The 13,208-nt window shown below is 62.2% G+C and carries 14 protein-coding genes; all 14 read left to right on the top strand.

Going from position 1 to position 13,208, the window contains the following annotated elements; all coding sequences use genetic code 11:
* Positions 1-419: 419 nt before the first annotated feature.
* The gene (ccoN, locus tag BLO80_RS04105) at positions 420-1,862 is read left to right on the top strand and encodes a cytochrome-c oxidase, cbb3-type subunit I (protein ID WP_092197383.1); all 1,443 of its coding nucleotides are present in this window, start codon (positions 420-422) and stop codon (positions 1,860-1,862) included.
* Complete coding sequence (ccoO, locus tag BLO80_RS04110; protein WP_092197385.1) at positions 1,862-2,470, top strand: cytochrome-c oxidase, cbb3-type subunit II; 609 nt, start codon at positions 1,862-1,864, stop codon at positions 2,468-2,470. The genes ccoN and ccoO overlap by 1 nt, the downstream gene beginning before the upstream one ends.
* Before the next feature lie 5 nt (positions 2,471-2,475).
* A complete protein-coding gene (locus BLO80_RS04115; protein WP_003183474.1) occupies positions 2,476-2,661 on the top strand; it encodes a CcoQ/FixQ family Cbb3-type cytochrome c oxidase assembly chaperone in 186 nt (61 codons plus the stop codon).
* Positions 2,658-3,641 (top strand): cytochrome-c oxidase, cbb3-type subunit III, encoded by a 984-nt coding sequence (gene ccoP / locus BLO80_RS04120; protein WP_092197387.1) that lies wholly within the window; start codon positions 2,658-2,660, stop codon positions 3,639-3,641. Before BLO80_RS04115 ends, ccoP begins: the two co-directional genes overlap by 4 nt.
* A gap of 147 nt (positions 3,642-3,788) precedes the next feature.
* Positions 3,789-4,043 carry a type II toxin-antitoxin system Phd/YefM family antitoxin gene (locus BLO80_RS04125; protein WP_060738429.1) on the top strand — a complete coding sequence of 85 codons (255 nt, stop codon included), beginning with the start codon at positions 3,789-3,791 and terminating at the stop codon, positions 4,041-4,043.
* Positions 4,043-4,465, top strand: coding sequence for a type II toxin-antitoxin system VapC family toxin (locus BLO80_RS04130; RefSeq protein ID WP_092326946.1), 423 nt, complete (start codon positions 4,043-4,045; stop codon positions 4,463-4,465). The genes BLO80_RS04125 and BLO80_RS04130 overlap by 1 nt, the downstream gene beginning before the upstream one ends.
* Positions 4,466-4,670: 205 nt before the next feature.
* Positions 4,671-6,086 (top strand): cytochrome c oxidase accessory protein CcoG, encoded by a 1,416-nt coding sequence (gene ccoG / locus BLO80_RS04135; RefSeq protein ID WP_092252714.1) that lies wholly within the window; start codon positions 4,671-4,673, stop codon positions 6,084-6,086.
* A gap of 11 nt (positions 6,087-6,097) precedes the next feature.
* Positions 6,098-6,637 (top strand): FixH family protein, encoded by a 540-nt coding sequence (locus tag BLO80_RS04140; RefSeq protein WP_092253024.1) that lies wholly within the window; start codon positions 6,098-6,100, stop codon positions 6,635-6,637.
* Between the two features lie 169 nt (positions 6,638-6,806).
* Positions 6,807-9,257 (top strand): heavy metal translocating P-type ATPase, encoded by a 2,451-nt coding sequence (locus tag BLO80_RS04145; protein WP_092326948.1) that lies wholly within the window; start codon positions 6,807-6,809, stop codon positions 9,255-9,257.
* A 24-nt stretch (positions 9,258-9,281) separates the two neighbouring features.
* Complete coding sequence (ccoS, locus tag BLO80_RS04150; RefSeq protein ID WP_092326950.1) at positions 9,282-9,500, top strand: cbb3-type cytochrome oxidase assembly protein CcoS; 219 nt, start codon at positions 9,282-9,284, stop codon at positions 9,498-9,500.
* Complete coding sequence (locus tag BLO80_RS04155) at positions 9,493-10,176, top strand: sulfite exporter TauE/SafE family protein (RefSeq protein ID WP_092326952.1); 684 nt, start codon at positions 9,493-9,495, stop codon at positions 10,174-10,176. Before ccoS ends, BLO80_RS04155 begins: the two co-directional genes overlap by 8 nt.
* Positions 10,177-10,358: 182 nt before the next feature.
* Positions 10,359-11,741 carry an oxygen-independent coproporphyrinogen III oxidase gene (gene hemN, locus BLO80_RS04160; RefSeq protein WP_092326954.1) on the top strand — a complete coding sequence of 461 codons (1,383 nt, stop codon included), beginning with the start codon at positions 10,359-10,361 and terminating at the stop codon, positions 11,739-11,741.
* Between the two features lie 94 nt (positions 11,742-11,835).
* Positions 11,836-12,570 (top strand): fumarate/nitrate reduction transcriptional regulator Fnr, encoded by a 735-nt coding sequence (gene fnr, locus BLO80_RS04165; RefSeq protein ID WP_072407872.1) that lies wholly within the window; start codon positions 11,836-11,838, stop codon positions 12,568-12,570.
* A gap of 76 nt (positions 12,571-12,646) precedes the next feature.
* Positions 12,647-13,195: an adenine phosphoribosyltransferase gene (locus BLO80_RS04170; protein ID WP_003183509.1), complete on the top strand. Its 549-nt coding sequence runs from the start codon at positions 12,647-12,649 to the stop codon at positions 13,193-13,195.
* Positions 13,196-13,208 lie beyond the last annotated feature (13 nt).

Raw genomic sequence — 13,208 nt, forward strand, 5'->3', positions numbered from 1 at the left:
CATTGTCGCACCCTCCCATCGTCTTCCTTTCGGTTCCCCGGAATCGGGTCTAAGCTTGCCTCTGCGTGCGCTGGCGACTGCCGGTTTCAGGTCGACCCGACCCGATGCGTTCGACAATCGTTCGACAAAAAGGCCGCAAAGGCAGGTGAATACCGGCTGTTGCGACAGTTGCCTGGCATCACCCGAACGCCGTGTTCGAACACACCCCGTTACAACCGACCTGACCCCCTCGCCTCTTTCCTTTGTTGCGGCATTTTGCCGAGGGCCAATTTTGTCCCTACTCAGCATATGGAAAGGCCGCAGAATCAGCTTTTGAAAGCATTGACCCAGGTCATGGCGCGTTGCAATGACCCCCCGCTTTCTCCATACTTGCGACCGATTTTTATCCTAATAAAACACCCAAACCGTGGAACCTTAGAATGAGCACAGCAATCAGTCCGACTGCTTATAACTATAAGGTAGTCCGCCAGTTCGCCATCATGACGGTGGTCTGGGGGATCCTTGGCATGGGGCTCGGTGTCTTCATCGCCTCGCAACTGGTCTGGCCGGAGTTGAACTTCGATCTGCCATGGACGACATTTGGACGCCTGCGCCCGCTGCACACCAACCTGGTGATCTTCGCCTTCGGTGGTTGTGCGTTGTTTGCCACTTCTTACTACGTCGTGCAGCGAACCTGCCAAACGCGACTGATCTCCGACAGCCTCGCCGCCTTCACCTTCTGGGGCTGGCAAGCGGTCATCGTCGGTGCGATCGTGACCTTGCCGATGGGTTTCACCACCACCAAGGAATACGCGGAACTGGAATGGCCCCTGGCTATCCTGCTGGCCATCGTCTGGGTGACCTACGGTTTGGTGTTCTTCGGCACCATCGTCAAGCGCAAGACCAAGCACATCTACGTCGGTAACTGGTTCTACGGTGCCTTCATCGTCGTGACCGCCATGCTGCACATCGTCAACCACGCCTCCCTGCCGGTCAGCTTCTTCAAGTCGTACTCGGCCTACTCGGGCGCGACCGACGCGATGATCCAGTGGTGGTACGGCCACAACGCCGTGGGTTTCTTCCTGACCACCGGCTTTCTGGGGATGATGTACTACTTCGTGCCGAAACAGGCCGAGCGTCCGATCTATTCCTATCGCCTGTCCATCGTCCACTTCTGGGCGCTGATCACCCTGTACATCTGGGCCGGTCCGCACCACTTGCACTACACCGCACTGCCGGACTGGGCACAGTCCCTGGGCATGGCGATGTCGATCATCCTGCTGGCGCCAAGCTGGGGCGGCATGATCAACGGCATGATGACCCTCTCGGGTGCCTGGCATAAGCTGCGCACCGACCCGATCCTGCGCTTTCTGGTGGTGTCGCTGGCGTTCTACGGCATGTCGACCTTCGAAGGCCCGATGATGGCCATCAAGACCGTCAACTCCCTGAGCCACTACACCGACTGGACCATCGGCCACGTACACGCCGGTGCACTCGGCTGGGTGGCGATGATTTCCATCGGCGCCATCTACCACATGATCCCGAAATTGTTCGGTCGTGCGCAGATGCACAGCACCGGCCTGATCAACGCGCACTTCTGGCTCGCGACCATCGGCACCGTGCTCTACATCGCCTCGATGTGGGTCAACGGCATTACCCAAGGCCTGATGTGGCGTGCGATCAACGACGACGGCACCCTGACCTACTCGTTCGTCGAAGCGCTGCAAGCCAGCCATCCGGGCTATATCGTCCGAGCCCTGGGCGGTGCGTTCTTCGCCAGCGGCATGCTGCTCATGGCCTACAACGTGTACCGCACCGTTCGTGCCTCTGACCCGGCTGAAGCTGAAGCCGCCGCCAAGATCGCCGTAGTTGGAGCTCACTGATGAAGCACGAAGCAGTAGAGAAGAATATCGGCCTGCTGGCCTTCTTCATGGTCATCGCCGTGAGCATCGGCGGCCTGACCCAGATCGTTCCATTGTTCTTCCAGGACGTGACCAACAAGCCGGTCGAAGGCATGAAGCCGCGTACCGCCCTTGAACTGGAAGGCCGAGACATCTACATCGCCAACGGCTGTGTGGGCTGCCACTCGCAGATGATCCGCCCGTTCCGTGCCGAGACCGAACGCTACGGCCACTATTCGGTCGCCGGTGAAAGCGTCTGGGACCACCCGTTCCTGTGGGGCTCCAAGCGTACCGGTCCGGACCTGGCCCGCGTTGGCGGCCGCTACTCCGACGACTGGCACCGGGCGCACTTGTACAACCCGCGCAACGTTGTGCCTGAGTCGAAAATGCCGGCCTACCCGTTCCTCGTAGAAAACAAGCTCGACGGCAAAGACACCGCCAAGAAAATGGAAGTCCTGCGGGCCTTGGGCGTGCCTTACACCGACGAAGACATCGCCGGTGCCAGGGATGCCGTCAAGGGCAAGACTGAAATGGACGCGCTGGTGGCCTATCTGCAAGGCCTGGGCACCATCATCAAAAGCAAACGGTGATCTGGATGGATATCGGGATGATTCGTGGCCTGGGCACCGTCGTCGTGATGGTGGCCTTTATCGGCCTGGCCTTGTGGGTGTTCAGCCCCAAGCGCAAGTCGGAGTTTGACGACGCGACCTTGCTGCCGTTCGCGGATGATCCCGAGGCCATCAAGCACGTCGAGCAAGCTTCTAGGAGTAACAAAGAATGACTACGTTCTGGAGTCTGTACGTCACAGTCCTCAGTCTGGGTACGATCTTCGCCCTGACCTGGCTGCTGCTGTCGACCCGCAAGGGCCAGCGCAGCGAAGCCACCGAAGAGACGGTTGGCCACTCCTTCGACGGCATCGAAGAGTACGACAACCCGCTGCCGAAATGGTGGTTCATGTTGTTCGTGGGCACCATCGTGTTCGCCCTCGGTTACCTCGCGCTCTACCCTGGCCTGGGCAACTGGAAAGGCCTGCTGCCAGGCTATAACTACCTGGACAACGAAAAGCAGACCGCCTTCGCCAACGGCCAGACCGGCTGGACAGGCGTTCACGAGTGGGAAAAGGAAATGGCTCGCTCGGACGCCAAGTTCGGTCCGATCTTCGCCAAGTTCGCCTCCATGCCGATCGAAGAAGTCGCCAAGGACCCGCAAGCCCTGAAGATGGGTGGCCGCCTGTTCGCCTCCAACTGCTCGGTCTGCCACGGTTCCGATGCCAAGGGTGCCTATGGCTTCCCCAACCTGACCGACGCCGACTGGCGCTGGGGCGGTGAGCCGGAAACCATCAAGACCACCATCATGGGCGGCCGTCACGCCGTGATGCCGGGCTGGGCTGCCGTGGTGGGCGAACAAGGCGTGGCCGACGTGGCTTCCTACCTGGTGACCAGCCTGCACGGTCGCAAGCTGCCGGAAGGCGCCAAGGCCGACCCGGCCAACGGCCAGAAACTGTTCGCGGCCAACTGCGTGGCCTGCCACGGTCCTGCCGGCAAGGGCACGCCCGCCATGGGCGCACCTGACCTGACGCATCCAGGGGCGTTCATCTACGGTTCGAGTTTCGCCCAACTGCAGCAGACCATCCGCTACGGTCGCCAGGGCCAGATGCCTGCCCAGGCCGACCTGCAAGGCAACGACAAGGTCCACCTGCTGGCCGCCTATGTCTACAGCCTGTCTCACGGCGAAAAGGCACCTGCGGCTGACGCCCAGTAAAGCCAACACCTGATGTACCCAAGGCCCCGTCAACCAGCGTTGACGGGGCCTTTTTGTTTGCCGGTGCGAGGACGACATTGTTTTATCTTGCCCGCAAACAGCAGTGGTAGTAACGTGCCTACATTCAGCTCTATCGAGGACGCCGCCATGTCCATCACCACTATTTCCAGCCGCGAATTCAACCACGACACAAGTGGTGCCAAAAAAGCCACCCGCCAGGGGCCGGTCATCATTACCGACCGTGGCAAGCCGGCCCATGTGCTGCTAAGCATTGAGGAGTACCAGAAACTGACCGGCATCGGCACCAGCATTGTCGAGCTGCTGGTCATGCCCGACACGCCGGATATTGATTTCGATACCGAACGTGCCGTCATCTCTCCTCGACCGGTGGACCTGTCCTGATGTACCTGCTCGACACTAACGTCATCTCGGAACTGCGCAAGCCTCAAGCCGATAAGAACGTACAGGCCTGGGCGCGTGGCGTGCCCGCCCCCAGCCTTTACCTCTCGGCGATTACCGTATTGGAATTGGAAACCGGCGTGTTGCGCTTCGAACGCGAGGACCCGGTGCAAGGCAGCCGCCTGCGCGCATGGCTGGACAACCATGTCATGCCCGCCTTCGCCGGAAGAATCCTGGCGGTCGACCGCGCCGTCGCGCTGCGCTGCGCGCGCCTGCACGTTCCGGATCGCAGCAATGAATGCGATGCACTGATTGCTGCCACCGCCCTGGTCCATGGCCTGACCGTGGTGACCCGCAACGTGAGTGATTTCCAGAGCAGCGGCGTGGCGGTGCTCAACCCCTGGTCATCCAATCCACCCGCTTGAGACGGCAGCTCCTACAATAGTCAATTGATCTGGGTCATGACTTGTTACATCCGCTACACCATTCTGTGCAGACGCCCAACGCGACCAAAGGTCGCACCCTTGAGCCAGAGCGACAGGCGTATCATTGCGCCACTGCAATACCCTTTCTGACCGAGGTTGGCACGCACTGGCCCCGGCACTTTTCCACTGCCGTGGGATGCAATTGATGAGCAACCAGATTCCGGTACATGACGTTACCCCGCCTGCCAAGGACGCGAACAAAAGCGTCGACCTGTATGCCTCTCGGGAAAAAATCTACACCCGCGCCTTCACCGGCCTGTTCCGTAACCTGCGGATGCTGGGCGGAGCGTTCCTGTTCCTGCTGTATTTCGGTACGGTCTGGTTGAACTGGGGCGGCCACCAGGCCGTCTGGTGGAACCTGCCGGAACGCAAGTTCTTCATTTTCGGTGCGACGTTCTGGCCCCAGGATTTCATCCTGCTGTCGGGGATGTTGATCATTGCAGCATTTGGCCTGTTCTTCATCACGGTCTATGCCGGACGGGTGTGGTGCGGCTACACCTGCCCACAAAGCGTGTGGACCTGGATCTTCATGTGGTGCGAAAAAGTCACCGAAGGCGACCGCAACCAGCGCATCAAGCTCGACAAGGCCCCCATGGGCGCCAACAAATTCCTGCGCAAGTTCGCCAAGCACAGCCTGTGGTTGCTGATCGGCTTCGTCACCGGCATGACCTTCGTCGGTTACTTCACGCCGATCCGTGAACTGGTGTTCGAGTTCTTTACCGGCCAGGCCGATGGCTGGTCGTATTTCTGGGTCGGTTTCTTCACCCTGGCCACCTACGGCAATGCCGGCTGGCTGCGTGAGCAGGTGTGCATCTACATGTGCCCTTACGCGCGCTTCCAAAGCGTGATGTTCGACAAGGACACCTTGATCGTGTCCTACGACCCGCGTCGTGGCGAAAGCCGTGGCCCGCGCAAGAAAGGTGTGGACTACAAGGCCCTGGGCCTGGGGGACTGCATCGATTGCACCATGTGCGTCCAGGTCTGCCCGACCGGCATCGACATCCGCGACGGCCTGCAGATCGAATGCATCGGCTGCGCAGCCTGCATCGACGCCTGCGACAGCATCATGGACAAGATGGACTACCCGCGCGGCCTGATCAGCTACACCACCGAACACAACCTCTCGGGGCAGAAAACCCATAAACTGCGTCCGCGCCTGATCGGCTATGCCCTGGTGCTACTGGCCATGATCAGCCTGTTGGTGACGGCGTTCTTCATGCGCTCGCTGGTGGGTTTCGATGTCAGCAAGGACCGCGTGCTGTATCGCGAAAACGCCGAGGGCCGGATCGAGAACGTCTACAGCCTGAAGATCATGAACAAGGACCAGCGCGACCATACGTACGTCCTGGACGCCGCCGGCCTGCCCGACCTCAAGCTGCAAGGCCGTCGGGAAATCAAGGTCGCGGCCGGCGAGATCTACAGCCAGCCGTTCGAACTGTCCAGCGCGCCGGAGCAACTGCCATCGAGCACCAACGAGGTGACGTTCATCCTCAAGGACGCCGATGACGAAAGCGTACATGTCGAAGCCAAGAGCCGGTTCATCGGCCCACAAACTCGTTGAGAGAAATGAACATGCCTGCAGCAACCGCCACCAGCCCTTGGTACAAGCACCTCTGGCCGTGGATCATCATCGCGATCCTGAGCTGTTCGGTGACACTGAGCCTGACGATGGTGACCATTGCGGTGAAGAACCCGGACAACCTGGTCAACGACAACTATTACGAAGCCGGCAAGGGCATCAACCGCTCGCTGGAGCGCGAACTGCTGGCTCAGACCCTGCAACTGCATGCCAACGTGCAACTGGATGACGTGACCGGCGAAGTAAACCTGCGCCTGAACGGCAACAGCCGCCCCCAGACCCTGGAACTGAGCCTGATCTCGCCGACCCAGCCGGAGAAGGACCGCAAGATCGTCCTGACCCGCAACGACAGCGAACCGGGGCGCTACATCGGCCAGTTGACGGACAAGGTCGAAGGCCGGCGCTTTGTCGAATTGCTGGGGGTGGAGAACGACAAGACCTGGCGCCTGTTCGAAGAAGAACAGATCAACCATGACCAGGCCATCCTGCTCGGTGATGAACCGCTGCAAGGCGCTGAAGACCTGAAGAAGTAAATCGCTTCTCTGTGGCGAGGGCGCTTGCTCCCGCTGGGTCGCGAAGCGGCCCCGTTCTTCGTGTGGCCGGCTCACCCGATTACGACTGCTACGCAGCCGAACGGGAGCAAGCTCCCTCGCCACAACAGCGACCATAAACCAGCAACAAAAAGGCCTTCATGCGACAACCATGACCACTCCACAGCCCTGCTACCACTGCGCCCTGCCCGTCCCCCCTGGCAGTCGCTTCACCGCCGTTGTCCTCGGTGAACCCCGCGAGCTGTGCTGCCCGGGCTGCCAGGCGGTGGCCGAGGCCATTGTCGCCGGTGGCCTGGAAAGCTATTACCTGCATCGCAGTGAAGCGTCGGCCAATCCCGAGACCCTGCCCGTCCAGTTGATCGATGAACTGGCGCTGTACGATCGCCCGGACGTGCAGCAGTCGTTCGTGCGTCATGAGGGCGAATTGGCCGAAACCACCCTGTTGATGGAAGGCATCAGTTGCGCAGCCTGCGGCTGGTTGATCGAAAAACAGTTGCGCAGCCTGCCAGCCGTGGCCGAGGCGCGGTTGAACCTGTCCAATCATCGCCTGCATGTGCGCTGGGCCGACGCCCAGTTGCCGCTGAGCACGCTGCTCGCCGAGTTGCGCCAGATCGGCTACGTCGCCCACCCGTACCAGGCCGACCAGGCGTGCGAACAGCTCGCCGCACAAAACCGCCTGGCCCTGCGCCAGTTGGGCGTGGCCGGTCTGTTGTGGTTCCAGGCGATGATGGCGACGATGGCCACCTGGCCGGAATTCAACATCGACCTGAGCCCGGAGATGCACACCATCCTGCGCTGGGTCGCCTTGTTTCTCACCACGCCCATCGTGTTCTACAGCTGCGCGCCGTTCTTCAAAGGTGCCATGCGCGACCTGCGCACCCGTCACCTGACCATGGACGTTTCGGTGTCCCTGGCCATTGGCAGCGCCTACATTGCCGGGATCTGGACGTCGATCACTGGCGTTGGCGAGTTGTACTTCGATGCCGTGGGCATGTTCGCCCTTTTCCTGCTGGCCGGCCGTTACCTGGAACGCCGGGCCCGGGAGCGCACGGCCGCCGCCACCGCCCAACTGGTCAATCTGTTACCGGCCTCGTGCCTGCGCCTGGCGGACGATGGCCAGAGCGAACGCATCCTGCTCAGCGAATTGCGCACCGGTGACCGGGTGCTGGTGCATCCCGGGGCGGTCCTGCCGGCTGACGGCAGAATCCTCGAGGGGCAGTCCAGCATCGACGAATCCCTGCTGACCGGTGAATACCTGCCCCAACCTCGGCAGGCGGGCGATGCGGTCACCGCAGGCACACTGAACGTCGAAGGCGCCTTGACCGTCGAGGTGCTGGCCCTCGGGCAAGACACCCGGTTGTCGGCCATCGTTCGCCTGCTGGAACGAGCCCAGGCCGAGAAACCGCGATTGGCGGAGATTGCCGATCACGCCGCCCAGTGGTTCCTGCTGTTCTCCCTGGTCGCGGCGGCGGCCATCGGCCTGTTGTGGTGGCAACTGGACGCCTCGCGGGCCTTCTGGATCGTCCTGGCGATGCTGGTCGCCACTTGCCCCTGTGCATTGTCCCTCGCCACGCCGACCGCCCTCACCGCAGCCACCGGCACCTTGCACAAACTTGGCCTGCTGCTCACGCGCGGCCATGTACTGGAGGGCCTGAACCAGATCGACACGGTCATTTTCGACAAGACCGGCACCCTCACCGAAGGCCGCCTGGCGTTGCGCGCCATTCGGCCACTGGCGGCCCTCGACAGCGATCACTGCCTGGGCTTGGCGGCGGCTTTGGAAAACCGTTCGGAACACCCCATCGCCCGTGCTTTTGGCCGCGCCCCAATGGCCGCCGAGCAGGTGCACAGCACCCCGGGGCTGGGGCTGGAAGGCCTCGTGGCCGAACAACGCCTGCGCATCGGCCAGCCCGGTTTTGTCTGCGAACTGAGTGGCGCCGCCATACCGCAGATGCCGGACGAAGCCGGGCAATGGCTGTTGCTGGGCGATGAGCTCGGGCCACTGGCCTGGTTCGTCCTCGATGACCGCTTGCGCGCCGACGCCCCGGCGCTGCTGGCGGCCTGCAAGGCGCGGGGCTGGCGAACGCTGCTGCTGTCGGGCGACAGTTCGCCGATGGTTGCCAGCGTCGCCGCCGAACTGGGTATCGATGAGGCCCGGGGCGGCCTGCGCCCGGACGACAAACTGGCGGTGTTGCAGCAGTTGCACCAACAGGGCCGCAAGGTGCTGATGCTCGGCGATGGCGTGAACGACGTGCCCGTGCTGGCGGCGGCGGACATCAGTGTCGCCATGGGCTCGGCCACCGATCTGGCCAAGACCAGCGCCGACGCCGTGCTGCTGTCCAACCGCCTCGACGCCCTGATACACGCCTTCGACCTGGCCCGGCGCACTCGCCGGGTGATCGTCGAGAACCTGGTGTGGGCAGGACTGTACAATGGCCTCATGTTGCCGTTCGCCGCCCTCGGCTGGATTACACCGGTGTGGGCCGCGGTCGGCATGTCCATCAGTTCGTTGACCGTGGTGTTGAATGCCCTGAGGCTGACGCGTCAGCCCAAGGCGCAGGTTTTCACCGCCACGCCCGATACCCGCCCGCTACCGGCCTGAGCCGCGCGGGCATGGAGTGCCAACATGCCAGCTCTTTACGTGATGATCCCGGCCGCGCTGCTGATCGTGGCCATCGCCGTGTACATTTTCTTCTGGGCCGTGGACAGCGGACAGTACGACGACCTCGACGGTCCAGCCCATAGCATCCTGTTCGACGATCAGGACCCGAACCACAAGGCGGCGGTGGACGAAGCCAGTGGCGAGGTCCGCAAGCCGGACGACAAGGCCCCACCCCATGCTTGACCTGGCGCCACTGCTGGTTTCGGCCGTTATCCTTGGCCTGCTGGGCGGCGGTCATTGCCTGGGCATGTGCGGCGGCCTGATGGGCGCCTTGACCCTGGCGATTCCCAAGGACCAGCGCAGCCGCCGCTTTCGGTTGCTGCTGGCGTACAACCTGGGGCGAATCCTGAGCTATGCCACCGCCGGCCTGCTGATCGGCCTGGCCGGTTGGGCCGTGTCCAACAGTCCTGCAGCGATGATCATGCGGGTGCTGGCCGGCTTGCTGTTGATTGCCATGGGCCTGTACCTGGCGGGTTGGTGGAGCGGCCTGACCCGCATCGAAAGCGTGGGGCGTGGCTTGTGGCGGCACATCCAACCTGTCGCCAACCGCTTGCTGCCGGTGTCGAGCCTGCCCCGGGCCTTGCTGCTCGGTGCTCTGTGGGGCTGGCTGCCGTGCGGGTTGGTCTACAGCACCCTGCTATGGTCCGCCAGCCAGGGCAATGCCCTGGACAGCGCCCTGCTGATGCTCGCCTTCGGCCTGGGCACCTGGCCGGTGCTGCTCGCCACTGGCCTGGCCGCCGAGCGCGTCACCGCCCTGCTGCGCAAACGCAGCGTGCGCATGGCCGGTGGGCTGTTGGTGATTGTTTTCGGGATCTGGACACTGCCGGGGCCACATCAGCATTGGCTCATGGGCCATTGACCGAATTCCCCCCATCGCGAGCAAGCTCGCTCCCACAGGCACCGCCGAGCAAATGTGGGAGCGAGCTTGCTCGCGATGAGGTCATCATCGACAACACCTATGCCCTGTTGACACAAATCAAGACCACCCCGCGCCTACACCCCTAGACTCGCCCCATGCCAGCCTACCCGGGGAACACCCGCATGCTCGACGCCATCCGTTGGGACTCAGACCTGATCCGCCACTACGACCTGGCGGGACCACGCTACACCTCGTACCCGACTGCGGCGCAGTTCGGCGGCCAGGTGGGCACCTTCGACCTGCTCCATGCCCTGCGTGACAGCCGCAAGGCGCGACGGCCACTGTCGGTGTATGTGCACGTGCCGTTCTGCGCGAACATCTGCTACTACTGCGCCTGCAACAAGATCATCACCAAGGACCGTGGCCGCGCCCACGCCTATCTGCAACGCCTGGAACAGGAAATCCAGCTGATCGGCTGCCACCTGGACCCTGCCCAGCCCGTGGAACAGTTGCACTTTGGTGGCGGCACCCCGACATTCCTCAGCCACGACGAGCTGCGCCAACTGATGGCCACGCTGCGCAAGCACCTCAACCTGCTGGACGACGATTCCGGCGACTACGGCATCGAGATCGATCCCCGGGAGGCCGACTGGTCGACCATGGGGCTCTTGCGTGAGCTGGGGTTCAATCGGGTCAGCATCGGCCTGCAAGACCTTGACCCGGCGGTGCAGCGTGCCGTCAATCGCCCACAAAGCCTGGAAGAAACCCGCGCAGTGGTCGAAGCTGCCCGAACTTTGCAGTTCCGTTCGATCAACATTGACCTGATCTACGGACTGCCCAAGCAGACTCCGGACAACTTCGCCCGCACCGTCGAGGAGGTCATCCGCCTGCAACCGGACCGGCTCTCGGTGTTCAATTACGCCCACTTGCCGGAGCGCTTCATGCCCCAGCGCCGCATCAACAGCCAGGACTTGCCGAACCCGGAGCAGAAACTGGCGATGCTGCAGGGCACCATCGAACAACTGACCGCCGCCGGCTACCGCTACGTGGGCATGGACCACTTCGCCCTGCCCGACGACGAGTTGGCCATTGCCCAGGAAGAGGCCACGTTGCAGCGCAACTTCCAGGGCTACACCACCCATGGCCATTGCGACCTGATCGGCCTCGGCGTATCGGCCATCAGCCAGATCGGCGACCTATACTGCCAGAACAGCAGCGACCTGAACCATTACCAGAACACCCTCGCCGACGGGCAACTGGCGACCAGTCGCGGCTGGGTATGCAACGCCGACGACCGGCTGCGGCGTGCGGTGATCCAGCAATTGATTTGTCATTTCAACCTGGTCTTCGCCGAGATCGAGCAAACCTTCAATATCGATTTTGGCGGATATTTTGCGCCGCTGTGGCCGCAATTGCAGGCCATGGCCAAGGACGGTCTGATCGAGCTCGACAACACGCACATCAAAGTCCTGCCTGCCGGGCGCCTGCTGGTGCGATCCGTGTGCATGGTCTTCGATGCCTATCTGGAGCAGCACAACCGGCAGCGCTTCTCTCGGGTTATCTGAGCGCGACAATTTGACGACGAAACCGCACTGGCCGGAGTGTCTACGCTGGGGTACCCTTACGGCTTATGTGTGTTTTCCCACAAGGATTGAAGAAATGTCCGAGCCAGTCAAACTGCGCGCCCACAACCAGGCCCACTGCAAGGATTGCAGCCTGGCTCCCCTGTGCCTGCCACTTTCATTGAATCTGGAGGACATGGAGGCGCTGGACGAAATCGTTAAACGGGGCCGTCCGTTGAAAAAAGGTGAATTCCTGTTCCGCCAGGGTGACACCTTCGATTCCGTCTACGCGGTGCGCTCGGGCGCCTTGAAAACCTTTAACCTGAGCGATGGCGGCGAAGAGCAGCTCACCGGCTTCCACCTACCCAGCGAACTGGTGGGCCTGTCCGGCATGGACACCGAGAGCCATCCCGTCTCGGCCCAGGCGCTGGAAACCACCTCGGTGTGCGAAATCCCCTTCGACCGCCTGGACGAGCTGGCCATACAGTTGCCGCAACTGCGTCGCCAGTTGATGCGGGTCATGAGCCGGGAAATCCGTGACGATCAGCAGATGATGCTGCTGCTCTCGAAAAAAACCGCCGACGAGCGCATCGCCACGTTCCTGGTCAACCTCTCGGCACGCTTCCGCGCCCGCGGGTTCTCGGCCAACCAGTTCCGCCTGAGCATGTCGCGCAATGAAATCGGCAATTACCTGGGCCTGGCGGTGGAAACCGTGTCCCGGGTGTTCACCCGTTTCCAGCAGAACGAATTGATTGCCGCCGAAGGCAAGGAAATTCACATCCTCGACCCGATCCAGCTCTGCGCCCTGGCCGGCGGCTCGATCGACGGCTGATGGACGAGTGCGGCTGAGGGATTTGCCCCGCCGCGCTATACTGCCGCGTTTGCAGCCCTGCCAGGACACCTCCACGATGGTCTTTGACTCCTTCGACATCAAATCCCTGATCCGCCCCGTGATCGATTTCCCCAAACCCGGCGTGATCTTTCGCGACATTACCCCACTGTTCCAATCCCCGACCGCCCTGCGCCTGGTCATGGACAGTTTCGCCCACCGCTATGTCGAGGCCGAGTTCACGCACATTGGCGCGATGGATGCCCGCGGTTTCCTGATCGGTTCGATCCTGGCCTATCAGTTGAACAAACCGCTGGTCTTGTTCCGCAAGCAAGGCAAGCTGCCGGCCGACGTACTGGCCGAGGGATACCAGACCGAATACGGCGAAGCCTTCCTTGAAGTGCATGCCGACAGCCTGTGCGAGGGGGATTCGGTGGTGATGTTCGATGACCTGATCGCCACCGGTGGCACGCTGATCGCCGCCGCCAACCTGATCCGCCGCATGGGCGCCAAGGTGCACGAGGCCGCAGCGATCATTGACTTGCCGGAACTGCTCGGTTCCCAGCGCCTGGAAGACATGGGGATCCCGACGTTCTGCCTGACGCAGTTCTCCCTCAGCGAAAAATAACGCTCACTACGAA

This window comes from Pseudomonas sp. NFACC56-3 (assembly GCF_900100025.1).
GTDB lineage: Bacteria > Pseudomonadota > Gammaproteobacteria > Pseudomonadales > Pseudomonadaceae > Aquipseudomonas > Aquipseudomonas fluorescens_AA.